This window comes from Jiella endophytica, assembly GCF_004519335.1.
GTDB lineage: Bacteria > Pseudomonadota > Alphaproteobacteria > Rhizobiales > Rhizobiaceae > Jiella > Jiella endophytica.
In genome coordinates this window covers 702,358-725,659 of record NZ_SOZD01000002.1, presented here as the reverse complement: position 1 = coordinate 725,659, position 23,302 = coordinate 702,358, and the positions used below count along the sequence as shown (strand labels likewise).

The 23,302-nt window shown below is 66.6% G+C and carries 18 protein-coding genes and 1 tRNA gene; 7 read left to right on the top strand and 12 right to left on the bottom strand.

Annotated features, from left to right (window positions below; all coding sequences use genetic code 11):
* Nucleotides 1-88 precede the first annotated feature (88 nt).
* The 4 genes from uxuA to E3C22_RS08430 form a co-directional block, all read right to left on the bottom strand.
* Nucleotides 89-1,297, bottom strand: a complete 1,209-nt coding sequence (gene uxuA, locus E3C22_RS08445) for a mannonate dehydratase (protein WP_134761868.1) — start codon at nucleotides 1,295-1,297, stop codon at nucleotides 89-91.
* A 46-nt stretch (nucleotides 1,298-1,343) separates the two neighbouring features.
* On the bottom strand, nucleotides 1,344-2,621 hold the full coding sequence (locus tag E3C22_RS08440) for a TRAP transporter large permease (RefSeq protein WP_134761545.1): 1,278 nt from the start codon (nucleotides 2,619-2,621) through the stop codon (nucleotides 1,344-1,346).
* A gap of 9 nt (nucleotides 2,622-2,630) precedes the next feature.
* On the bottom strand, nucleotides 2,631-3,185 hold the full coding sequence (locus E3C22_RS08435; protein WP_134761544.1) for a TRAP transporter small permease: 555 nt from the start codon (nucleotides 3,183-3,185) through the stop codon (nucleotides 2,631-2,633).
* 77 nt (nucleotides 3,186-3,262) lie between these two features.
* On the bottom strand, nucleotides 3,263-4,246 hold the full coding sequence (locus E3C22_RS08430) for a C4-dicarboxylate TRAP transporter substrate-binding protein (RefSeq protein ID WP_134761543.1): 984 nt from the start codon (nucleotides 4,244-4,246) through the stop codon (nucleotides 3,263-3,265).
* A gap of 116 nt (nucleotides 4,247-4,362) precedes the next feature.
* Between E3C22_RS08430 and E3C22_RS08425 the strand changes: the two genes are divergently transcribed.
* The gene (locus tag E3C22_RS08425; protein WP_134761542.1) at nucleotides 4,363-5,112 is read left to right on the top strand and encodes a GntR family transcriptional regulator; all 750 of its coding nucleotides are present in this window, start codon (nucleotides 4,363-4,365) and stop codon (nucleotides 5,110-5,112) included.
* A 230-nt stretch (nucleotides 5,113-5,342) separates the two neighbouring features.
* On the opposite strand, the gene E3C22_RS08420 is transcribed toward E3C22_RS08425, so the two are convergent.
* The 4 genes from E3C22_RS08420 to E3C22_RS08405 form a co-directional block, all read right to left on the bottom strand.
* A tRNA-Ala gene (locus E3C22_RS08420) sits at nucleotides 5,343-5,418 on the bottom strand.
* A gap of 293 nt (nucleotides 5,419-5,711) precedes the next feature.
* The gene (gene recR, locus E3C22_RS08415) at nucleotides 5,712-6,317 is read right to left on the bottom strand and encodes a recombination mediator RecR (RefSeq protein ID WP_134761541.1); all 606 of its coding nucleotides are present in this window, start codon (nucleotides 6,315-6,317) and stop codon (nucleotides 5,712-5,714) included.
* Nucleotides 6,318-6,340: 23 nt separating this feature from the next.
* Nucleotides 6,341-6,664: a YbaB/EbfC family nucleoid-associated protein gene (locus tag E3C22_RS08410; protein ID WP_134761540.1), complete on the bottom strand. Its 324-nt coding sequence runs from the start codon at nucleotides 6,662-6,664 to the stop codon at nucleotides 6,341-6,343.
* A gap of 124 nt (nucleotides 6,665-6,788) precedes the next feature.
* Complete coding sequence (locus E3C22_RS08405; RefSeq protein WP_134761539.1) at nucleotides 6,789-8,645, bottom strand: DNA polymerase III subunit gamma/tau; 1,857 nt, start codon at nucleotides 8,643-8,645, stop codon at nucleotides 6,789-6,791.
* 312 nt (nucleotides 8,646-8,957) lie between these two features.
* Here E3C22_RS08405 and E3C22_RS08400 point away from each other — a divergent pair, with 312 nt between their 5' ends.
* Both E3C22_RS08400 and E3C22_RS08395 read left to right on the top strand, forming a co-directional pair.
* On the top strand, nucleotides 8,958-10,355 hold the full coding sequence (locus tag E3C22_RS08400) for an ammonium transporter (RefSeq protein ID WP_425364959.1): 1,398 nt from the start codon (nucleotides 8,958-8,960) through the stop codon (nucleotides 10,353-10,355).
* A gap of 211 nt (nucleotides 10,356-10,566) precedes the next feature.
* Nucleotides 10,567-11,574, top strand: coding sequence for a zinc-dependent alcohol dehydrogenase family protein (locus E3C22_RS08395; protein ID WP_134761538.1), 1,008 nt, complete (start codon nucleotides 10,567-10,569; stop codon nucleotides 11,572-11,574).
* Between the two features lie 313 nt (nucleotides 11,575-11,887).
* Here E3C22_RS08395 and E3C22_RS08385 read toward each other — a convergent pair whose 3' ends face one another.
* Nucleotides 11,888-12,655 carry a DUF4396 domain-containing protein gene (locus E3C22_RS08385; protein ID WP_134761537.1) on the bottom strand — a complete coding sequence of 256 codons (768 nt, stop codon included), beginning with the start codon at nucleotides 12,653-12,655 and terminating at the stop codon, nucleotides 11,888-11,890.
* A gap of 329 nt (nucleotides 12,656-12,984) precedes the next feature.
* Nucleotides 12,985-13,218 carry a 30S ribosomal protein S21 gene (gene rpsU, locus E3C22_RS08380; protein ID WP_134761536.1) on the bottom strand — a complete coding sequence of 78 codons (234 nt, stop codon included), beginning with the start codon at nucleotides 13,216-13,218 and terminating at the stop codon, nucleotides 12,985-12,987.
* A 766-nt stretch (nucleotides 13,219-13,984) separates the two neighbouring features.
* Between rpsU and E3C22_RS08375 the strand changes: the two genes are divergently transcribed.
* Together E3C22_RS08375 and E3C22_RS08370 are read left to right on the top strand one after the other, a co-directional pair.
* A complete protein-coding gene (locus E3C22_RS08375) occupies nucleotides 13,985-15,565 on the top strand; it encodes a tyrosinase family protein (RefSeq protein ID WP_134761535.1) in 1,581 nt (526 codons plus the stop codon).
* Between the two features lie 116 nt (nucleotides 15,566-15,681).
* Nucleotides 15,682-16,497, top strand: coding sequence for a hypothetical protein (locus E3C22_RS08370; protein WP_134761534.1), 816 nt, complete (start codon nucleotides 15,682-15,684; stop codon nucleotides 16,495-16,497).
* A gap of 94 nt (nucleotides 16,498-16,591) precedes the next feature.
* Here the strand turns inward: E3C22_RS08370 and E3C22_RS08365 are convergent, their stop codons facing one another.
* Nucleotides 16,592-17,977, bottom strand: coding sequence for a cytochrome P450 (locus tag E3C22_RS08365; RefSeq protein ID WP_134761533.1), 1,386 nt, complete (start codon nucleotides 17,975-17,977; stop codon nucleotides 16,592-16,594).
* Nucleotides 17,978-18,140: 163 nt separating this feature from the next.
* Nucleotides 18,141-18,578: an acyl-CoA thioesterase gene (locus E3C22_RS08360; RefSeq protein WP_134761532.1), complete on the bottom strand. Its 438-nt coding sequence runs from the start codon at nucleotides 18,576-18,578 to the stop codon at nucleotides 18,141-18,143.
* A 176-nt stretch (nucleotides 18,579-18,754) separates the two neighbouring features.
* On the opposite strand from E3C22_RS08360, the gene gyrB reads away from it, so the two are divergent.
* Together gyrB and E3C22_RS08350 are read left to right on the top strand one after the other, a co-directional pair.
* Complete coding sequence (gyrB, locus tag E3C22_RS08355; protein ID WP_134761531.1) at nucleotides 18,755-21,193, top strand: DNA topoisomerase (ATP-hydrolyzing) subunit B; 2,439 nt, start codon at nucleotides 18,755-18,757, stop codon at nucleotides 21,191-21,193.
* Nucleotides 21,194-21,382: 189 nt separating this feature from the next.
* Complete coding sequence (locus tag E3C22_RS08350; RefSeq protein ID WP_167591689.1) at nucleotides 21,383-23,299, top strand: patatin-like phospholipase domain-containing protein; 1,917 nt, start codon at nucleotides 21,383-21,385, stop codon at nucleotides 23,297-23,299.
* Nucleotides 23,300-23,302: the final 3 nt, after the last annotated feature.

Here is a 23,302-nt window from a genome sequence, read left to right as displayed (position 1 = left end):
ATTGGCTTTGGCAGCAGAAGTCGGCAGCGGCAAAGGTTTCGGCAACCGCCCTTGGATTCTCGGGACGGGGCCTGAGAATGACGACGTTTTAGGGCCGTCCCCCATACCCCAACCCCGCGATGACCCCCCTGAGCTCCGCCAAGCCCTTCAGACGCCCAATCGCCGGATAACCCGGCTGAGCCTTTCGTGAGAGGTCGTCGAGGATGTCCTGGCCATGGTCCGGCCGGAACGGGATCGAAGCGTCTGGGCGGCCGGCGGCCTTGCGCCTCGCCTCTTCGTTGAGCGCCGCGGCAATGAGCGCCACCATGTCGGTGTCGCCGGCAAGGTGTTCGGCCTCGTGGAAGGAGCAGGGCAGGCCATCGCCCTCGCGCCTGGTGTTGCGAAGATGCAGGAAATGCACCCGGTCGCCCAGTCGCTCCATCATGCCGGGGAGGTCGTTGTCGGGCCGCACGCCGAGGGAGCCGGAACAGAGCGTGATGCCGTTGGCCGGAAGGTCGACCGCTTCCATGACGGTCCGATACTGCGCCTCGGTCGACATGATGCGCGGCAGGCCGAGCAGCGGAAAGGGCGGATCGTCGGGATGGCAGCAGAGGCGGATGCCGAGTTCCTCGGCCAGCGGCGCGACCTCAGACAGGAAGTCGACGAAATGGCTGCGCAGCCTGTCCTCGTCGATCGCGCCATATTCGGCGAGATGGGCTCTGACGTCGGCGAGGGTGAAGTGCTCCGCCGCTCCAGGAAGGCCGAAGACGACGTTCTTCGCAAGCTCCGCCTTGCGGGCGTCCTGCATCTCGGCAAAGCGCTTTTCCGCCGCGGCCGCGACGTCTTCCAGAAAGCTCTCTCCGGCGCCGGGCCGTTCGAGGATGAAGATGTCGAAGGCGGCGAAGTCGACAAGGTCGAAGCGCATCGCCGTGCCGCCATGGTGAACCCTGTAGGCCAAGTCCGTGCGCGTCCAGTCGAGGACCGGCATGAAATTGTAGCAGACGACCTCGATGCCGGCAGCTTTCAGGTGCTTCAGGCTGGTCTTGTAGCTCTCGACATGCGCGCGGAAGGCGCCTGTCTGCTTTTTGATCTCCTCGGAGACCGGCAGGCTCTCGACCACCTCCCAGGCGATGCCCGAAGGCGAGCCGTCGCGGCGCGTGGCGATCTCGCTTTGGCGCACGGCAATCGCTTCCGCCGTCCAGACCTCGCCGGTCGGAACGTGATGCAGCGCCGAGACCACTCCCTCGACCCCTGCCTGCAGCATGTCGTCGACGCTCACGCGATCGTTCGGGCCGAACCAGCGCCAGGTCTGCCGCATCATCATTCCTCTTTCATGATTGGAAGCTGCCGGGACGGACCCCGCGTTACATCAGAAGGTTCGGCAGGAACAGCACGAGCCCGGGAAGCAGCGCCAGCACCGTCACCACCAGAAGGATCGCCCCGACGAAGGGCAGCGATTCCGTGACATATTCCTCGATCGGCACGTCGAGGATCGAGCAGACGGCATACATCGCGACGCCGACCGGCGGGGTCATGCCACCGAGGGTGACGATGGTCATCATCAGGATGCCGAAATGCACCGGATCGACGCCCAGCGGCTTGACGATTGGCAGGACGATCGGCGTCAGCAGGAGGACGAGCACCGTCGCCTCGATGAACAGCCCGCAGATGAAGACGAAGAGAAGGATCAGGAAGACGACGATGATCGGCTCGCTGGAAAGCCCGAGCAGCGCCTCGGCGATGGTCTGCGGCGCGCGCTCGAAGACGATGGCGTAGCCGACCATGCCGGAGAAGAGGATGATCAGCGTGATGACGCCGATGTCGACGACGCTTTCCGACAGCGCTTCCTGCAGCGCCCCCCAGGTCAGTTCGCGATGGGCGAAGATGCCGACGAGGAGGGCATAGACGACGGCGAAGGCGCCGACCTCCGAGGCGGTAAAGATGCCGCTGCGGATCGAGACGAGGAGGGCTACCGGAAAGATCAGCGCCCATTTCGCATGCCAGAGTGTCCGGCCGACCGTCCCGATGTCCGGCAGCGAGCGGGCCTCGCCGCCATAGCCGCGCTTCTTGGCGACGATCCAGACCGTCGCCATCAGCGCGACCATCATCATCAGGCCGGGGATGATGCCGGCGAGAAACAGCCTGCCGATCGAGACGTTGCCGACGAAGCCGTAGAGGATCAACCCGAGGCTCGGCGGGATCGTCGCGGTGATCAGCGATCCGACGGCCATGGTGGCGGCGGTGAAGCCGCGGCCATAGCCGGAGCGCAGCATCTCCGGGCCGAGCACCCGCGCCTCCATCGCCGCGTCCGCCACCGCCGAGCCGGAGACGCCGCCCATGAAGGTCGACAGGAGGATGCAGACCTGGGCGAGGCCGCCGGCCATCCAGGAGACCAGCGCGTTGGAGCAGTCGATCAGCCGGCGGGTGATGCCGGTCTTGTTCATCATGTGGCCGGCGAGCAGGAACAACGGCACCGCCAGCAGCGGAAAGCTCTGGGAGGCCGTGGCGACCTGCTGGATGCCGATCGAAACCGGGATGAACTGGCTGGTCAGGAAGAAGGAAAAGCCGGCGATCCCGATCGCAAAGGCGATCGGCATGCCGAGGAGCATCAGCGAGAAGAACAGGATGGTCGGCAGCAGCATGGCTTTGGCTCACAGTTCTCCGGCGGTGCGGACCGCCTTGGCGTCGCCATGGCCGGGCGCATCGCTGGTGTCGGCGTCGCCGACCGCGCCCGGCTCCTGCGAGAAGACGAGGCCGCCGAAGCGCAGCGCGCGAATGAGATGGGCGCCGACCATCAGGAACAGCGCCAGGCAGCCGGCCGGCACCGCCGCGGTGACCCAGGCATAGGAGATGCCGCTGTCGCCGAAGATCCGTGCGGTGTTGAGCAGCGTCAGCTTGATGCCGAACCAGCCCATGGTGGCGAGAAAGGCGAGGACGGCAATCGCGAGGACGAACTCGATCGCTCGCCGCGCCGGATAGGGCAGCTTGGCGACGAAATAGTCGACGCCGATATGCGCCTTCAGCCGCATCGCCTTCAGCGCGCCGAAGAAGCACAGCCAGACGAACACGGCCTGGGCCATGTCGACCGACCAGATGATCGGATGGTTGAGCGAGCGCGAGAGCGCGCCGACGAAGACGAGGAGGACGACGGCGGCGAGCAGCAGGCGGCCGACGGCGTCTTCGATGCGGGCGATGGCTGCGGACATCAGGATGTGCCGAGTTTTTCAGGAACGGGCCGGCGCCGCCCGAATGGACGGCGCCGTGATCTGCCTTGGGAGGGCTGTCAGTTGCCGGAAAGGACGGCGTCGACCTTCTTCTTCAGATCGCCATAGCCGAGCTTGTCGTAGACGCCGGCGGTCGCCTGCTTGAAGGGGGCGACGTCGATCTCGTCGATCGACATGCCGGCCTTCTCCATCTCCGCGTCAACCCTGGAGATCGCATCCTCGGTGCCCTTGGAGGCGACGTCGCCGGCGGCGAGCGCCTCTTCCGAGACGATCTTCTGGAGATCGGCGGGCAGCGAGTCGTACCACTGGCCGGAGGTGACGAGGCCGGTTAGAAGGCCGATATGGCCGGTCTTGGTCAGATGCTTGGCGACTTCGTAGAGCTTGGCGCCGTAGACCGCGGTGTCCTGCGCCTCGGCGGCGTCGATGGCGTTCTGCTGGAGCGCCGGATAGACCTCCGTCCAGCCCATCGGCGTCGGCGTCGCGCCCATCGCCTTGATCGTCTCGATCCATACCGGCGCGCCGGGCGTGCGCATCCTGACGCCGGCGAGATCGGCCGGCTTCGTCACGGCGTTCTGGGTCACCAGGTGTCTTGCGCCCTGCCACCAGTTGAAGGACAGGATCTTCAGCCCGGCGGTCTTGTTGAGGTCGTCGGCCCATCCGGTAAAGAGATCGGACGTGGTGATCTTGCGATACTGGTCGAAGCCATCGGCGAGATAAGGCCCGCCGAGAACGCCGATGTCGTTGACGAAGACCGCCAGCCGGCCCGGATCGACGAGCACGGCGACATTGGCGCCGGCGCGGGCCTGCTCAAGGACGTCCTCGTCCTTGCCGAGCTGCGAGCTCGGAAACAGCCGGATCTCGACCTTGCCCTCGGTGCGCGCCTTCACCTTGTCGCGGAACGCCTCAAGACCCTTGTAGATCGGGTCTTCCTGGGTGAGGGCGGTGTTGACGTTGAGCTGATACTCCTGGGCGAGAACGCTCTGCCCGGAGCCAGCGACCATGCAGCCGACGAGGGCCGCAGCGGCAAGTGCCTTGCGTAACATGTCGAAAAATGAACCTCCCCTTGTCGAGACAGCGACCTGACTTCTCCCGCGGCCGCTTGTCTGATCTGACTAGTATGGTAGTATGAAGGCGCAGTTGGCAAGGGGAAATTTCGCGCATGCTGAAGATCGACGAGAGGGGGGCGGTCTCGCCGCAGATCTATTCGGCGCTGCGCCAGGCGATCATCACCATGGCACTGAAGCCGGGGCAGGCGCTGTCGGAAAAGGAGATCGCCCTGTCCTTCGGGTCGAGCCGGCAGCCGGTGCGCGAGGCCTTCATCAAGCTTGCCGAGGCGGGCCTCGTCCGGGTGCTGCCGCAGCGCGGCACCTATGTCGTCAAGGTTTCGCCGAAGCAGGTGGCCGATGCGCGCTTCGTGCGCGAGGCCGTCGAGGTGGCGGTGGCGCGGCATTGCTGCCTGTCGGCGGGAAAGCCGGCGATCGACGCGCTCGAACGGATCGTCGCCGAGCAGGAGAGCGCCGCGGCGGCCGACGACCATGCCGGCTTCCTCGCCCTTGACGAGGCATTCCACAAAGGTCTCGCCGAGGCGATCGGCTGCAGCGAGGCCTGGCGGGTGATCGAGATGGGCAAGGCGCAGATGGACAGGGTGCGCTATCTGTCGCTGCCGGAAGCCTCGCCGATGTCGCTGCTGATCGACCAGCACCGCGCCATCCTCGCCGCCATCCGGGCGGGCGATGCCGATCGGGCAGCGGCGGCGGTGCGCATCCATCTGCGCGAGATCCTGGTCTCCCTGCCGCGGCTGGCGGAGGCCTATCCCGAGCTCTTCGAGGACGAGGACCTTCCCGGCCACGCGGCGGATCTGCAGGTAGGGGTGAGGGAGGACGCCAGCGAGACCCGCTCACCGAAGTGAACTGATGCTCACGAGGTGGATAGCCGGCGCGGCCATTTCAGCATCGTGGCAATCTTGGTGACAGCAACGTGGTTCGAGCCGTCATCAGGTGACGTCGCCAAGGCGGATCTGCCCGAAGCTTCATCCGACCGGCAGGATCATGCCACCTCGACCGCGTGCTCGATCTATCGCGTCGCTCGAACACTGGGCGCCCGCGGAAACTGTTGGCAATTTCGATTTGCTGAAGGAGATGGTGGAGCCAAGCGGGATCGAACCGCTGACCTCTACAATGCCATTGTAGCGCTCTCCCAGCTGAGCTATGGCCCCACTTTGCCGACTGGCGGCTGCGTCGGAACTGGGTGGTCCGTCGCGTGTGGCGGGTACTTATTCGACACCGGACGGAAGATCAAGAGATTTTCGTCAGCGGCTGCCGGCGCGGCGGATGATGGCGCCGGAGGGTGGCAAATCCAGCATTCGTCTGGTGTTTGACGCTTCGATGACAGCAGTGAAAACGGCCGTCGGGCGGCGGCGTAACGGCGAGCATCGCATGGCACGACGGAAAGCGATTCGCCGGATCGAGACATGGGGTCGAGCCCTGCGCCATCGACGGCTGCCGCCGGTTACAGCGTGGTGCGCGAGCGCATCGCCGCCGCCAGCGTTCCCTCGTCGAGATAGTCGAGTTCGCCGCCCACCGGCACGCCGTGGGCGAGCCGCGTCACCTTGACGTCGAGGCCCTCCAGCCGGTCCATGATGTAGTGGGCGGTTGTCTGGCCCTCGACCGTGGCGTTGACGGCAATGACGAGTTCCTTGACGCCCCCCGCCTCGACCCGGTCGATCAGCTGGCGGATGGTCAGATCCTCCGGGCCGACGCCCTCCAGCGGCGACAGCACGCCGCCGAGGACATGATAGGCGGCGTTCAGCGCCTTTGCCCGCTCCAGTGCCCAGAGATCGGCGACGTCCTCGACCACCACCACCGTCGACTGGTCGCGGGAATGGTCGGTGCAGATCGTGCAGGGGTCGCGCGAATCGATGTTGCCGCAGGTCGAGCAGACGCCGATCTTGTCGCGCGCCTCGGCCATCGCGGCGGTGAGCGGCGAAAGCAGCTGTTCGCGGCGCTTGACGAGATGTAGCGCCGCCCTTCGGGCCGAGCGGGGGCCAAGGCCCGGAAGCTTGGCGAGAAGCTGGATCAGCTTCTCGATTTCCGGCCCGGCGACGGATTTTGCCATGGATGCGTCGGTCTATCGGTTCTTCAGAACGGAAATTTCATGCCGGCCGGCAGGTTGAGCCCGGCGGTCATCTCCTGGGTCTTTTCCTGGATCGCCAGCTGCAGCTTGGCATGGGCGTCGGCATGGGCGGCGACGATCAGGTCCTCGAGGATGTCCTTTTCCTCTTCCTTCATCAGCGACGGGTCGATGACGAGGCCGGCCATCTCGCCGGTGCCGCGCAGCGTCACCGTGACGAGGCCGCCGCCGGACTGGCCCGCCGCCTCGATGGTTTTGACCTCGTCCTGCAGCCCGGCCATCTTCTCCTGCATGGCCTTGGCCTGCTTCATCATGTTCATCAGGTCTTTCATCACGCGGGCTCCTGGTCGTTGGCGGGTGGTCTTGTCGATCGGGGCGATATAGGGGCGATGGCGGCCGGCTTTGAGGGCCCGAGGCAATGCGTCTTACGCCAATGGCCGCGTTCGGCTGGCCGGTTCAGTCGTCCTCGGAGAACTCGTCGGGGTCGCCGAGGAAGTCGTCCTCCGGGGGAGCGATGCCGACCTCCTCGCTCGCGGCACTATCGTCGCGCAGGGTGACGCTGGTGATCCTGGCGCCGGGAAAGGCCGAGAGGATCGCCGCCACCTCCGGATCGCTGGCGGCATCGTCGATGAGGCTCGCGCGTCTCGTCTCGTCGCGCTCGTCGAGTGTCGGCTCGCCGCCGGAAGAGGCGACGGTCACCACCCAGCGCTGGCCGGTCCAAAGATGCAGCCGCTTCATCAGATCGCCGATCAGCGTCTGCGGCGCGCCCTCGGCCAGCCCCACCTCGATCCGTCCCGGCTGGAACCTGACCGGCCGCAGATAGCGGCGGATCGAGACGCGCATCAGGGAATCGCGCTTGTCCTCGGCGAGCCTTGCAAGGGCCTCGATATTGCCGATCGCCAGCGCTTCGGGTTCGGCGGCGACGGGGGCGGGCCTTGCGAGCGGGCGCGCCTCCATCCGCGGGCCGCCGGCGCCGCTCGACGAGGCGACGAGGCGCGGCGCCGAGCCGCTGCCGCCCACCATCGGAGCGTTGGAGCCAGCGGCGGTTGCCGTCGCGCCGCCGTCCGAACCAGCGGGCGAAGCCGCCGGGGCTGCGCTGGCGGGCACGTCGCCGCCACCTTCGCGGAGCAGCCTCAGGAGGTCGTCCGGCGAAGGCAGGTCGGCGGCATGGGCGATGCGGATCAGCGCCATTTCTGCGGCCTGGCGCGGCGTCGTCGTGTTGCGCAGTTCCTCCGATGCCTTCAGCAGCATCTGCCAGACCTGGCCGAGGGTGCGGATCGAAAGCTTCTGCGAAAGTTCGAGCCCGCGCTCGGCCTCGACCGGCGCGATCGCCGCGTCCTCGACGGCATCCGGCACGTAGCGCAGCGTCGTGACGAGATGGCTGAAATCGGCAAGCTCGGAAATCACTACCGCCGGATCGGCGCCGGCGGCATACTGCTCGCGCAGCTCCTTCAGCGCCCCGGCGGCATCCCCCGCCATCAGCATTTCGAAGAGGTCGATGATCCGGATTCGGTCGGCAAGGCCGAGCATGTCGCGCACGGCGAGCGCCGTCACGGTGCCGGCGCCATGGGCAATCGCCTGGTCGGTGAGGGAGAGGGAATCGCGCACCGACCCCTCGGCGGCGCGGGCGATCAGGCGCAGCGCGTCGTCCTCGATCGACACCCCTTCGGCGTCGGCGATCTTCTTCAGATGCTGGATCAGCGTCGCCGATTCGACGCGTCTCAGGTCGAAGCGCTGGCAGCGCGACAGGACGGTGATCGGCACCTTGCGGATCTCGGTCGTCGCGAAGACGAACTTCACATGCTCCGGCGGCTCCTCGAGCGTCTTGAGCAGACCATTGAAGGCCTGGTTCGACAGCATGTGGACTTCGTCGATGATGTAGACCTTGTAGCGCGCCGAGACCGGGCGGTAGCGCACCTGGGCGATGATCTCGCGCACGTCGTCGATGCCGGTATGCGAGGCGGCGTCCATCTCGACGACGTCGACATGCCGGCCCTCCATGATCGCCTGGCAGTGGACGCCGGGGCCGCTCATGTGAATCGTCGGCTCGTGGATGTCGTCGGTCTCGTAGTTGAGCGCGCGCGCGAGGATTCGGGCCGTCGTCGTCTTGCCGACACCGCGAACGCCGGTCAGCATCCAAGCTTGGGCGATGCGGCCGGTCTCGAAGGCGTTGGTCAGGGTGCGGACCATCGGCTCCTGGCCGATCAGGTCGTCGAAGGAACGCGGCCGGTACTTGCGTGCGAGGACGCGGTAGGGGGCAGGCGCCTGCCCTGCCGCCTCGCCCGTCCCGACGCTCTTGGAGGTGTCGCTCATCCTGCCGCTTCAGCCGCTTCCGCTTCTCGTCTCCAACTGGTTCTGACGGCAAAGCCCGGCCGGCGCAAGGCCGCGGGTCGGGATGCGAGGCGGTCCGGATCTGCCTTAGATGGCGGCATGGCGCACAAAAAATCGTCTTTTGCACAGAAAATGAGCGAACGACAGGGGCCGCTGATCGGCCGAACCTGTGACGATTGCGTGTTTCGCGCCGGTCGGGCGACTTGGCACGACTTTTGATTACAGAGCATCGGGCCCGGAGTTTCAAGGCACCAGCCGCCAAGGGTCGGTCAACGATCGGAAGTACGAAAAAAGATGATGAGACCATTCTTCAACGCACGAACGCTTGCCGCCACGGGCTTGGGGCTCGGAGCGCTGGCGCTCGCCTGTTATCCCGCTCTCGCGCAGGACGCGCAGGCGACGGCCGCTGCGCCGGAGGCGGCAGCCGCAGCCGCCGACACCGTCAACAAGGGTGACGTCGCCTGGATGATGACCGCGACGCTGCTCGTCCTGTTCATGACGATGCCGGGCCTTGCCCTGTTCTATGGCGGCCTGGTCCGTGCCAAGAACATGCTCTCCGTCCTGATGCAGTGCTCGATCATCACCGGCGTCGTGATGATCGTCTGGACGCTCTGGGGTTATTCCTTCGCCTTCGGCGGCGGCACCAGCTATTTCTGGGGCGGCCTCGGCAAGCTCTTCCTCGCGGGCGTGACCGTCGATTCCAAGTCGGCGACCTTCACCGACGGCGTCGAGATCCCCGAATATCTCTTCATCGTCTTCCAGATGACCTTCGCGGTGATCACCCCGGCGCTGATCGTCGGCGCTTTCGCCGAGCGCATCAAGTTCTCGGCGGTGGTGCTGTTCACCATTCTCTGGGTCACCCTCGTATACTTCCCGATCGCCCACATGGTGTGGGACGGCTCTGGCCTGATCTTCAACGGCGTCCTGTCCGGCGGCGTTGGCGCGCTCGACTTTGCCGGCGGCACGGTGGTCCACATCAATGCCGGTATCGCGGCGCTCGTCGGCTGTATGTTCGTCGGCAAGCGTACGGGCCTCGGCAAGGACATCATGGCGCCGCACTCGATGACGCTGACCATGGTCGGCGCCTCGATCCTGTGGGTCGGCTGGTTCGGCTTCAATGCCGGCTCCAACCTCGAGTCGACCTCGGCGGCCGTCCTGGCGATGATCAACACCTTCACCGCCACGGCGGGTGCGATGGTCGCCTGGTGCATCATCGAGGCGGTCATGCGCGGCAAGGCTTCGATGCTGGGTGCGGCTTCCGGCATCGTCGCCGGCCTCGTCGCCGTCACCCCGGCCTGCGGCACGATCGGTCCGGTGGGCGCCATCGTCCTCGGCGCGATCGCCAGCGCCATCTGCTACTTCTTCGTCTCCGTGGTGAAGAACGCGCTGAAATATGACGACAGCCTCGACGTCTTCGGCGTCCACGGCATCGGCGGCATCGTCGGCGCCATCGGCACCGGCATCTTCACCTCGACCTCGCTCGGCGGCATCGGCTATGCCGACGGCGTGACGATGGGAGCGCAGGTCTGGGCGCAGATCGTCGCCGTGATTATCACCATCGTGTGGTGCGGCGTCGGCTCGGCGATCCTCTACGCCATCACCAAGGCGGTCGTCGGCCTGCGCCCGACCATCGAGGAAGAGCGCGAGGGTCTCGACCTCGTCTATCACGGCGAAGTCGCCTACCACTCGTAAGAACCGGGTCGCCCCGCTCGAAGGAGCGGGGCTTCCGGACGCTGCATGGCCGCGGGTCGCGAAAGGCGATCCGCGGCTTTTTGCGTTTCGTCGGAGCGATCCGACCGCGGTGAACGCTGCGTGCGCTTGCCGCCGGCACGATGTCGCTAGTTCTGCCTGACGACACTGGCCATAGCCGGCCAGTCCGCAATCTGCAGAAGGAGACGCGACGATGAAGGCCATCCGACTGAACAAGCCCGGCGGGCTCGAGCACCTGTCCCTCGTCGAGATGGACGATCCCGGCGATCCCGGGCCCGGCGAGATCCGCGTTCGTCTGCGGGCGAGCTCCCTCAACTTTCACGATTATGGCGTCGTCTCCGGCCGCATGCCGACCGAAGATGGCCGCATCCCGATGTCCGACGGTGCCGGCGAGGTCGAGGCCGTCGGCGACGGGGTCTCCGAGTTTTCTGTCGGTGACCGGGTCGTCTCGGGCTTCTTCCCGCTCTGGCAGGCCGGCGAGGCGGCGGTCGCCGATTTCAGGACGACCCCCGGCGACGGCGTCGACGGCTATGCCCGCGAGGCGGTGGTGCGCCCGGCAAGCTGGTTCACCCACGCGCCGAAGGGCTACAGCCACGCCGAAGCCGCGACGCTGACGACCGCGGGTCTGACCGCCTGGCGGGCACTCTGCGTCGACGGCCGGCTGAAGGCGGGGGACGTGGTTCTCACCCTCGGCACCGGCGGCGTCTCGATCTTCGCGGTGCAGATCGCCAAGGCGATGGGGGCAACGGTTATCTCGACTTCGTCCTCGGATGAAAAGCTCGAGCGGCTGAAGACCCTCGGCGCCGACCATGTGATCAACTACCGGACCACGGAAGAGTGGGGCAGGAAGGTGCGCGAACTGACCGGCGGGCGCGGCGCTGACGTGGTCGTCGAGGTCGGCGGCCCGGCGACCCTCGGCCAGTCGATCACCGCCTGCCGCATTGCCGGCCACATCGCCCTCATCGGCGTCCTGACCGGGCGCTCCGGGGAGATCCCGACGGCGGCGCTGATGGCGAGACAGCAGCGGCTGCAGGGGCTGATCGTCGGCAGCCGCCGGCACCAGCAGGATTTTGTCCGCGCCCTCGAGGCAACCGGATTGCGGCCGGTGATCGACCGGAGCTTCGCCCTTGGTGAGATCGCCGACGCCTTCCGCCACGAAGAGTCCGGTGCGCATTTTGGCAAGATCTGCCTGGAGTTCTGAGGCAGCGGTTGGCCCTGGCCGCGGCACTATCGGTGCAAGATCTTCTCCCACCGTTTTCGGCCGGCGCAGCGGCGGCTCGCCCCCCTCTGTCCTGCCGGACATCTCCCCCTCAAGGGGGGAGATTGGCAGCTTCAATCGCAGCGCCTTCGTCTGAGACTGCCGCGGCACTGTGTCATCCACGAAGATCTGCAGCGCATATGCAGGATTGATCTCCCCCCTTGAGGGGGAGATGTCCGGCAGGACAGAGGGGGGTAACGGGGCCAAGGCAGCAGGCCGGAGAGCGGCCGGCGCGCCCTCCATGAACCAGCCCCACCTACATCGCTTCCTTGATGCCTCTGGCGATCAGCCAGGCATTCACCGGATAGGCGGTGGCAAAGCCGCAGAGCATGGCGATCTGCATCATGAACCAGAATTCGACGGTGTTCACCTCGAGCCTAACGCCAAGGAGCGCGCCGAAGAGGCCGAAATGGGCGATCGCCATGAAACCGTACATGCCGACCTGCCAGGCCGTGAGCGACAGCGTGTCGGCCTTCACCGCCGCAATGATCCCCTGTGCCGGGGACATGTCGTCGTTCATCGGCTTGATGGCGTAGTACTGGAAGACGATGCCGAAGCCGAAGGCGAGAATGTAGTCGAGGATCCAGACGGCGAAGATCTTTTCCGAAAAGACCGAGTGCCAGCCGAACCAGACGGCGATCGCCGGAACGAAGAACACCAGCCATTCGGCGATGATGTCGCCGAGAGTGCAGCCGGCGCCGCAATGGGCCGCGCCCTTGCCGATGCTGGCGAAATGCGGCGTGCCACCGCCATTCTGGTGAGAGGAGGCGTCGTGGTTTCCACCGCCATGACCCGCGTGCCCTTCATGACCCGCATGACCGCCATGACCGCCGGCGCTGCGGCCGTGACGCCAGTAGCCCCAGACCGCCAGCGGCCCGCCATAAAGGCCGCTGATCGGCCAGACGGCGTTCATGATTACCATATGCTGGGGGTGGTGTTTCACGTCGATGGCGATGAGGATCGCCGAAACGATGCCGGCAGCCACCGAGAGGATGGCGAGTGCGTGCAGCCAATCTGGGATCATCGGGGGCCTCCAAGTCAGATCGTCGATCTGCGAGGGGCGCCGATGCGGCTGTCCACCCAAAAGAAAACCCCGCGTCGGGCGATCTCACGGTCGCGGCGGCGCGGGGTTCTTGGCTCGACGGGCGGCGATGTCTCGCCTGGCCCGGAATGCCGGTCGGATGCGGTCGCTGTCCCTCGCTCTCTCTGTTCGAATGAGCCTCGGGAGCGATTGTTCCGCTGCCGGAAAGCTTAGAGCGCCGTGCGTCCGAACGGACGCGCAAAGGACGCGCTAAGTTGTTGAATTACCGCATCGTGCTTTCCGAAAATCGATTCCGATTTTCGGGCCGACGCTTAGTGCGCGGCGCGGCGCTTCGGGCCGGGCAGCAGACCTTCGCGCTGCGCCTGCTTGCGGGCGAGCTTGCGCGAGCGGCGAATCGCCTGCTGCTTCTCGCGGGCGCGGCGCTCGGAAGGCTTCTCATAGGCGCGGCGCGCCTTCATCTCACGGAAAACGCCCTCACGCTGCAGCTTCTTCTTCAGCGCGCGCAGAGCCTGGTCTACATTGTTGTCTCGAACGTCGACTTTCAAAGCGACTCCCTCTCTTCATCCACGACGGGAGCCACGCGAGATCATCCGCGGGTCGGCTCCGGTTCAAATTGGACACGAAAGCCGATGCCGGTCGGCATCGCACAGCTTCGCGCCACGCTCGTTGCGGCAACGGGCCGGCCTCTGGCAGACACCCATCGCCCGGACGTCCGGTCGAACGCCCATGCCTCGGCTCGCTCTGCCTGGTGCAGGGGAGCACTGTCTTGCCATTGCTGGCGGATCGATCGCACCGCTGGCCCAAGCACATCCGGCGGCAACGGCCGCCATCCGGCAGATCGGGCGACGCTCCGTGAAACCATCTCGCTGGGGCCGGCAGTTGCCAGAAGGCCCAGGAGGCGGGGAGCGCCCGGTGTGTCAAACGTCTGAAGCGCCAGAAGTCCCGCCACGGCGGGACAATCGGCGCATCAAAGCAAGACCTTGGCGGCTCATATAGGACAAATGGCCGACAACCGCAAATGCCGATCGCACCACGTCGCCGCGATGCGCCTTAGGGAGGCGCTCGATGGGCGGGGCCGAGGGGCCTGTCGCATGGTGGGGCGGTTCGATGCCGGGCGGTGATAGGGCTGGCCATCATTCGCCGTTGCTCTCAAAAGTTGCGCAAGGGAATGCGAAGCACGATTTCGTCATGAAGAACATGTGTGGAGTTCTATTGCGAAAGACATCCGGCCGGTCTAGCGTGCCGAAAGTATTCGTGGCGGCGCCGCGGCCGGACCATCCCCCCCGGGCCGCGCAAGGGAGGACACCCAAAATGGCCATGTCGCGGCGGGCCGTTCTCGTTCGAGGCGGCGTCATCGGCGCAGGCATCCTTTCCGGCGGGGTCTCGGCTCTCGAGGCGATCGCCGCGCAGAACTCGCCTCCCGTGCGGCGCTCACTCGAGGGTCTCGCCTGGAACGATCCGATCGTCGCCACCTATCGCGACGCCGTCGGCATCATGAAGCAGAAGCCGGCGAACGACCCGTTCAACTGGGTGCAGATGGCCAACATCCACGGCAATCTCGACACGGGCTTTCGCTACTGCCCGCATGGCGACTGGTATTTCCTGCCCTGGCACCGCGGCTTCACGGTGATGTACGAGCGGGTCGTGCGGGCCCTCACGGGCAATGCCGAATTCGCCATGCCCTATTGGGACTGGACGACCAATCCGCGCATGCCGGAGGTCTTCCTGCCGAAGAAGACACCGGACGGAAAGCCCAACTGGCTCTATGTCGACGAGGAGGGCATGCGCCGCACCTGGCCGGCCAATCAGCCGATGCCGAAGAACATCGTCGGCGCTTCCGTCCTCAAGCGGATCCTCAGGGCTCGCAGCTTCGAGACCTTCGGCACCAGCCGCAACCCGCAGCAGAACAGCCTCGACCCGCAATGGGTGACCGCCGGCGGCGGCGTCCAGGGCACGCTGGAGGCAACGCCCCACAACAACGTCCACAACAATATCGGCGGCTGGATGCCCTCGCCGGCCTCGCCGCGCGATCCGATCTTTTTCATGCATCACGGCAATATCGACCGGATCTGGGCGGTCTGGAACCAGAACCACAAGAACAGCAGCAACAGGCTGTGGACCGGCATGACCTTCGCCGAGAACTTCATCAATCCCGACGGCAGCTACTGGTCGCCGAAGGTCTCGGACCTCCTTAACCCCGAGGCACTCGGCTATTCCTACGGTCTTTCGCCGGCCGTCGCGGCGGCATCGACGGAGACGACGCTCGCCCTCGACGACCAGCTGAGCAGCGTGCTCGCCGCAACGCCCTCGCAACAGGGCTCGGCCGGCGTCGAGGTCGCCAGCGTCGCGAACGCCGTGGCCGCGGCCCCCGGCAAGCCGCTCGTCCTCAGCGTCAGCGTGCCCGAGGCGATGGTCCAGGGGGCGGCCGCGCCGGCAAGGGTTCCCGATGCCGCCGCCTCGGCGAACGACGCCATCAACGGCGCTGCACCCGCGCCGACGCCGCCGCGGCCGACCGGCGGCTCGTCCATGCAGGCGCTCGCCATCCTGCGCGACGTCGCAGTCACCGACCCGTCGCAGACCGCCGTCGAGATCTATATCGGCGATACGCCGATTACCCCGCAGACTTCGACGGACGATCCGCGCTATGTCGGCACCTTCGCGCTGCTCGATCACGGCGAAGCCGGCCATGGGGGGCACGCGGGTCATGGCGGACGAGCGCTGCCCTCGATCCTCCTCGACATCACCGACCCGCTCGCCGCGGTCTATGGTTCAGGAGCGCAGGCGCCGGGGTCGATCACGCTGCAGGTCGTCCCGGTCGCGGCCAATGCCGCGATGGGCGGGGCGGGCACCGTGACGCCCCAGCGGGTGGAGATCGTCTTCGTCCCCGCCTGAGAGCCCATGGCCGAAGGGGATATCTCGGCCGGAGGGCGGAACAGCGCCGTTGGCGCGGATCGCGAGCGAAACGGGAGTTGGAATTGGCGAGGACCGGCAGGGAGCGCGACTGTCACATGGCGAAGCTCGCAAGGACGGCAGCCCCGTCTCTGTCGACCATTCTGCTATTGCTATTCGCCGGTCTTGCCGGCTGCGACGACCCGGCGACCCCACAGGATCCGGCAGCGACCGCCGAGGATGGCGCCTCCGCCGATGCCAAGCCGGACGCGTCGGGAGGCGGAGCCGCGTCCCCGGTTGAAAAACCCGCCGCTGACGGCGATGCTTCGGCCGATCGGGGGAGCGCTGGGACCGAACCTGCCGATGATCGGCCTGCTGCCGAGACCAAGACCTCGGACGATCAGCCCGTGGCGGGCGCGGAACCTCCCACTGCCGAGCCGACGAGTGCCGACTCGCCTTCCGATCAGTCCCCCACGGGCGATCGCGCCGAGCCGGCGCAACCACCGGCGGCAGACGAGGCTACAGAGGGCGCAAAAGCCGGAACTCCGCCGGGCGATGGGGCAGAAGACATGCAGGTGAAGCCCGGCACGCCGGCGCGCGTCGCGCTCGATCCGCTGCCTCGGGCGGCCGCAACGGCCGCCGAGGAAGCGCCGCGGCTTGTCGTCTCGGTCGACGGCTACCGACCCTCTTCGAGCGGCCCAGTGCAATTCGTCGTGACGATCGATTGTGCCGGCAAAAAGGAGGAGGTCGGCCGCTTCGGCATCTTCCCCGACGCGGCCTTCGAGGCGGGCGGCAAGGTCGCCGCACAGCAATTCGGCTTCGACATGCCGGAGGCCGCCTGCAAGGAGCGCAGCGAGGCGGTGATCAGCGTCGAGCCGAGCACCGGTACAGGCGAGGGCGCCGTTCTGACCCTCGGCCGCGTCGCGATCGAATAGCGCGCCTGGCCGTGGGCTCACCGGCGCATCTGCGGCAGCCGGCAGCAGATCACTCACCCGGCCGTGTCGCAAAACAACCTACCCGGCTGCGACCTCAGTGCCGACGCGAGATCCGCATCGGCAGGCCGCCGTCAGGCTGCACGGTGATGCGCTGGACGACCTCCGGCGGCCGCTGGCCAATATAGTCGAAGCGCAACTCCTTGAGCAGCAGCGCCAGCGCGATCACGCCCTCCTGGAGGGCGAAGCTTGCGCCGATGCAGACCCGCGGGCCAACGCCGAAGGGCAGATACTGGTAGCGGTCGATCTTCTCGCGGTTCTCCGGCAGGAAGCGGCTCGGCATGAAGTGGTCCGGCCGGTCCCACAGCATCTCGTGGCGATGGACGAGCCAGGGCATGACGAGCAGCGTCGCGCCGGCCGGAATGTCGATATCGCCGACCCGATCGGGCTTCAGCGCCGTGCGGTTGAGCGAGGGCGCCGGCGGATAGAGCCGCATCGCCTCCTCGAAGGCTGCCTTGGTGTGGACAAGCTTCTCGGCCCACTCGCTCGGATGGCTAAGGGTCGGCAGTACCGTGTCGATCTCATTTTCCACCAGCGCGCGTTCCTCCGGCGCCTGGGAGAGCAGATAGAGCGTCCAGGCGAGCGATCGGGCGGTGGTCTCGTGGCCGGCGCCGATGAAGGTGATGATGTTGTCCTCGATCTCCTCGCTGGAAAGACCGTCGGCCTTGATCAGCAGCGTGAGGAGGTCGTTTGGCGTGCCGTCCGGATCGCGGTCGAGCCGCTCGCGGCGCTTGGCGATCGTCTCGGCGATCAGCCCGCGGAAATAGGTCATCGACTTTCGCCCCCTGAGGCGCCGGATGCGCGGCAGGAAGGCGGGGGCATTGAGAAGATCCAGCGGGTCGACCCGCCCCATCGAGCCGAGGAAGTCCCGGGTCGAGCGGGCGAAGCCTTCCGGCTCAGAGGCGATGTCACCGGAAAACAGCGTCTCCTGCAGGATGTCGAAGGTCAGCAGCGTCATCTCGTGGGAGATGTCGGCAGTCATCCCCTCGCGGGCCGCAAGGCCGCTGGCGAACAGCGCCGAGCGGGCCTGCATCTGCTCGGTGAACCCCGATATGTGCCGCGGCGTGAAGACCGGAGCGATCGCCTTGCGGGTGCGCCGCCAGAGCTGGCCCTCGGCGGTCAGCAGCCCATCGCGGAGCAGCGGCCGCAGGATCCGCTGGCGCAGCGGCTGCATGACGTAGTTCTTGGCGTTTTCGACGAGACAGTAGCGGATGCCCGCCGGATCGTTGACGACGACGTTCGGCACGCCGAGCCAGGCGCCGCGGATATAGGGCTCCTTGAAGGCGCGGGTGCCCCAGATCTCGATCGGATTGCGGGTGGCGGTGCGGATGAAGCTGGCAAAGCCGAGCGGTTTGGAATGCGGCACCGGGGCAGGGGCGCGGAAGAGGCCCGGGGACGGCGCGGCGGTAAGGGTGTTCGACATGAAATTGCGACTCGCACGGAGATCTATCCGTCGGCCTTCTGCCCTGTCGGCATGACGCGAGCGAGGCCGGCGTTCCGCCGCTCATATGGGAGTGGCGGGCGAGCGCGTCGAGTTCCAAGCGAAGCGATGCGACAACGCGGATCGCTCGCCGCCGCGGCGAGGCTCAGCCTTTTGCCGCTTCTTCGTCGTCGACGAGATGGGGCGAAAGTTTGTCGCGCATCTCCTGCGGCAAGGGCGTCGAGCGGCGAGTGGTCTCGTCCATCAGGACGATGATGCTCTCGGCGCTAGCGCAGAGTTCGCCCCTCTGGAACAGCGCCTGGCGCATGCGGATCGAGCTGTTGCCGATCGCCGCGATGCCGGTGCCGATCTCGACCTCGCCCGGCCAGTTCACCTCGCGGCGAAAGTCGATGGCGATCCGGGCGAGGACGAAGGCTTTGCCTTCCGGCGGCGGCGCCTCGCCGGAATGCAGCAACTCGACCCGGCCGGTCTCGAAATAGCTCGAATAGACGGCATTGTTGACGTGGCCCTGCCGGTCGGTGTCGCCATAGCGCAGCTTGTCGCGGGATCGAAACGCGAAATCCTCGAGCGTCGGTTCTCTCATCGGGGTCCTTCGGGGAGCGATTTTCAGCGGGACGGGCGGGCTTTGCCGCACTGCGGTCGGAAGCTCGGGCTAGGCTGCCGCAACGCTTTCGTCAACGGGCGAGAGTTCCTATATAAAAGCGTCAAGATCGGCCGATTCGCGAGCCCTGTCGCGCCGGCCCGAAACCAAGGACCACCATGTCAGCGATACCCGAGACAAATCCTGCGGCCAACGCCGAGTACGGCGCCGATTCGATCAAGGTGCTCAAGGGTTTGGATGCGGTGCGCAAGCGCCCCGGCATGTATATCGGCGATACCGACGACGGCTCGGGCCTGCATCACATGGTCTATGAGGTGGTGGACAACGCCATCGACGAGGCGCTTGCCGGCCACGCGACACGGGTGACCGTGACTTTGAACGCCGACGGCTCCTGCAGTGTCACCGACAACGGCCGCGGCATCCCGACCGACGTTCACACCGGCGAAGGCGTTTCGGCGGCCGAGGTCATCATGACCCAGCTCCATGCCGGCGGCAAGTTCGACCAGAATTCTTACAAGGTCTCCGGCGGCCTTCACGGCGTCGGCGTGTCGGTGGTCAACGCGCTTTCCTCGAAGCTCTCGATGAAGATCAAGCGCAAGGGCCAGGTCCACGAGATGTCCTTCACCCACGGCGTGCCGGACGGCTCGTTGGCGGTGACGGGCGATGCCGGCGAGGAGACCGGCACGGCGATCACCTTCATGCCGTCCTTCGACACTTTCAAGGGCGTCACGAGCTTCGACTACAACACGCTGGAGCATCGCCTGCGCGAGCTCGCCTTCCTCAATTCCGGTGTCAGGATCATCCTCACCGACAAGCGGCCCGCCGACGAGAAGAAGGTCGAGCTGTTCTACGAGGGCGGCCTCGAGGCCTTCACCCGCTACATCGACCGGGCGCGCAAGCCGCTGATCCCGGAGCCGATCGTCACCAGCGGCGAGAAGGACGGCATCACCGTCGAGGCGGCGCTGTGGTGGAACGATTCATACAACGAGACCGTCCTCTGCTTCACCAACAACATCCCGCAGCGCGACGGCGGCACCCACATGGCCGGCTTCCGTGGTGCGCTGACCCGGCAGGTGACGGGCTATGCCGAGGCCTCGGGCATCCTGAAGAAGGAAAAGGTGGCGCTCACCGGCGACGATTGCCGCGAGGGCCTCACCTGCGTTCTCTCGGTCAAGGTGCCCGACCCGAAATTCTCCTCCCAGACCAAGGACAAGCTGGTCTCCTCCGAGGTGCGGCCGGTGGTCGAGAACCTCATCAACGAGGCGCTGTCGACCTGGTTCGAGGAGCATCCGCAGGAAGCGAAGGTGCTGATCTCCAAGGTCGTCGAGGCGGCCTCGGCGAGAGAGGCGGCGAGGAAGGCGCGCGAGCTGACGCGGCGCAAGGGCGCCCTCGACATCACCTCGCTGCCCGGCAAGCTCGCCGATTGCCAGGAGCGCGATCCGGCCAAGTCGGAAATCTTCATCGTCGAGGGCGATTCCGCCGGCGGTTCGGCCAAGGGCGCGCGCTCGCGGCAGAATCAGGCGATCCTGCCGCTCAGGGGCAAGATCCTCAATGTCGAGCGGGCGCGCTTCGACCGGATGCTCGGCTCCGACCAGATCGGCACGCTGATCACCGCGCTCGGCACCTCGATCGGCAAGGACGAGTTCAACGCCGACAAGCTGCGCTACCACAAGATCATCATCATGACGGACGCCGATGTCGATGGCGCCCATATCCGCACGCTGCTCCTGACCTTCTTCTTCCGGCAGATGCCGGAGCTGATCGAGCGCGGCCATGTCTTCATCGCCCAGCCGCCGCTCTACAAGGTGACGCGCGGCAAGCAGAGCCAGTATCTGAAGGACGAGAAGGCGCTCGAGAACTACCTGATCGAAGGCGGTCTCGACGATGCATCGCTGACGCTCCCGAACGGCGAAGTGCGTGTCGGCCGCGACCTTCGGGCCGTCGTCGACGACGCGCTGGCGGTGCGCCAGGTGCTCGCGGGCCTGCATTCGCGCTACGATCGCTCGGTCGTCGAGCAGGCGGCGATTCTCGGCGCGCTGTCACCGGAGGTCGCCGATCATCCGCAGGACGGGCCGGCGACGGCAAGGCGGATCGCCGAGCGCCTCGACCTCATCGCCGAGGAGACCGAGCGCGGCTGGAGCGGCGAGGCGGTCGACGGCGGCTATCGCTTCATGCGGACCGTGCGCGGCGTCACCGAGCTGCGCATCCTCGATGCGGCACTCCTCAATTCCGGCGACGCGCTTCAGCTGATGCGCCACGCACCGCGGCTGAAGGAGGTCTATGACGGCGGCGTGCCGGTGCTCCGCCGCAAGGAGACCGAACGGCCGATCTCCGGCCCGCTCGAATTGCTGATGGCGGTGTTCGAGGTCGGCCGCAAAGGTATCTCGACCCAGCGCTACAAGGGCCTTGGCGAGATGAACCCGGAGCAGCTCTGGGAGACGACCCTCGATCCCGAAGCCCGCACGCTGGTACGCGTCAGGGTGACCGACGCCACCGATGCCGACCAGCTGTTCTCGCGGCTGATGGGCGACGAGGTCGAGCCGCGCCGCGAGTTCATCCAGGACAACGCCCTGCAGGTCGCCAATCTCGACATCTGACCGGCGAAGCCAGAAGACGCCTCTTCGCCTTCCCCCGTCGGCTTCGAGCTAGCGAACAGCTGCAAACCGAGCGCGCCGCTGAATTGGCGACGCGCATCGCCCGGCGAAATATTAGCGCGTGACGAGAGTCTCGTTGTCCCGCCGCAGCTTCAATTCTAGGATGTCTCCGGGGCAATGGGAGGCTCTTTGATGGCATCGGACGCTGGCATGGGCACCGGGGGCGCCGACGCGGCCGACCTCCTCGAATGCGATCTCATCATGAAAGGCGGCATCACCTCGGGCGTCGTCTATCCCGGCGCGATCGCCCGCATCGCCCAGAAATACCGTCTGCGCGACATCGGTGGCTCCTCCGCTGGCGCCATCGCCGCAACCCTCGCGGCGGCCGCCGAGTACCGCCGGCAAAAGGGCGGCGGCAGGTCCGGATTCGAGGCGATCGAAACCGCCGGGCGTGAGCTCGGCAAGGACTTGAAGTCGCTGTTCCAGCCGAGCCCGGCGCTGCGCCCGGTCTTCGCGCTGCTCGAAGCGGCGATCGCGACGCCGCATCCGCGCTTCGGCAAGATCCCGGCGACGCTGAAGGCGCTCGGCAGCGCTTTCTTGCCGACATGGATCGGCGCAGCAATCCTCCTGGTTGCCGCGATCTGGCACGGTCTCGCCGCAGGCAGCTGCTGGCTGGCCTTCGTCGAGGCGCTGCTCGTCCTGTTCCTCACCCTCGTCGCCCTCCTTGGTCAGCTCGCCTGGCTGGTCTTCAGGATCCTGCCGCAGAACGACTTCGGCCTCTGTTCCGGCATGCGGACCGAGAGGTCTGGCAGGCCAGCGTTCTGCGAATGGATCGCCGACCAGATCGACGTCATCGCCGGCAATGTCGGCCCGGATGGCAGGCCCGGCGCGCCGCTGACTATCGGCCAGCTCGCCGACGTGGAGATCGGCGTGGCGGCGATGACGACGGATCTCTCCTCCGGCCGGCCCTATCAGCTGCCACTCTGGACGAAGACGCATTATTTCAGCCGCGGCGAATTCGAGCAGCTCTTTCCGAAGCGGATCGTCGAGTATCTCTGCGAGCGTGGCGGCAAGAGACCGGCGCTGCCCGACGACCCGCGCGATCTTCCGACGGATCTCTGCAGCCTGCCGATCGGCCGGGATTTTCCCGTCCTGCTGATCGCCAGGCTGAGCCTGAGCTTTCCCGTGCTCATCCGGGCCGTGCCGCTCTGGCGGGTGGACTACACGCTGCCCGGCGAGCGCAAGCCGATGCGCCGCTGCCTTTTCTCCGATGGCGGCATCTCGTCGAATTTTCCGATCCATTTCTTCGACGCGCTGCTACCGTCGCGACCGACCTTCGGCATCTCGCTCGACAGCTTCGATTGCGAGCGTCACGCGCATCGGGCGGAAAGCGGGATCGGCGATCCGGATCTCGAAGAGATCTGCGGCAGGTCCGGGATCGTCGGCGACCGCGTCGATCTGCCGGGCGCCGGGCGGCAGAGCGACACCCTGCCGGTGCGGGAATTCGGCGGTCTGTTCGGCTTTCTCTACCGCATCGTCAACGTCGCCAAGGACTGGCAGGATACGCTGCAGTCGCGGCTGCCCGGCTATGCCGAACGCGTCGCGACGATCCGGCTCGTCGACGGCGTCGAGGGCGGGATGAAGCTCGACATGGAAGAGGCGACGATCGACCGGCTCATCCGCTTCGGCGCGGAGGCGGGGACGCTGTTGTCCACGCAGTTCGACATGACCCATCACCGCTACCAGCGCGCCCGGATCAACCTGCCGACGCTGGAAGGGGCGCTCGATGGTTTCTCCACCGCCTATCGCAAGGCGCTGCCCGACGCGCATGGCGAGGAGCGCAGCTATCAGTGGATCCTGACGGAGTACAAGCCGGCGAGCGGGGCGGTCCCGCCGGCAGGTTGGCGGACGGATCCCTTCGCCAGATTCGCCGATGACGTCGATGCGGTCGGCTACAGGGCGCACATGCTGCGTGAGCAAGGCGAGGCCATTCGCGACGACTATGCGCCGGTCATCGATGCGGCGCTGCGGCTCGTGGCGTCTGCCGACCGGGTGCCGAAACCAGTTTTGCTAGGCAAGGCGCCGCCCGATCCGCGGCCGATTGCGTGACGA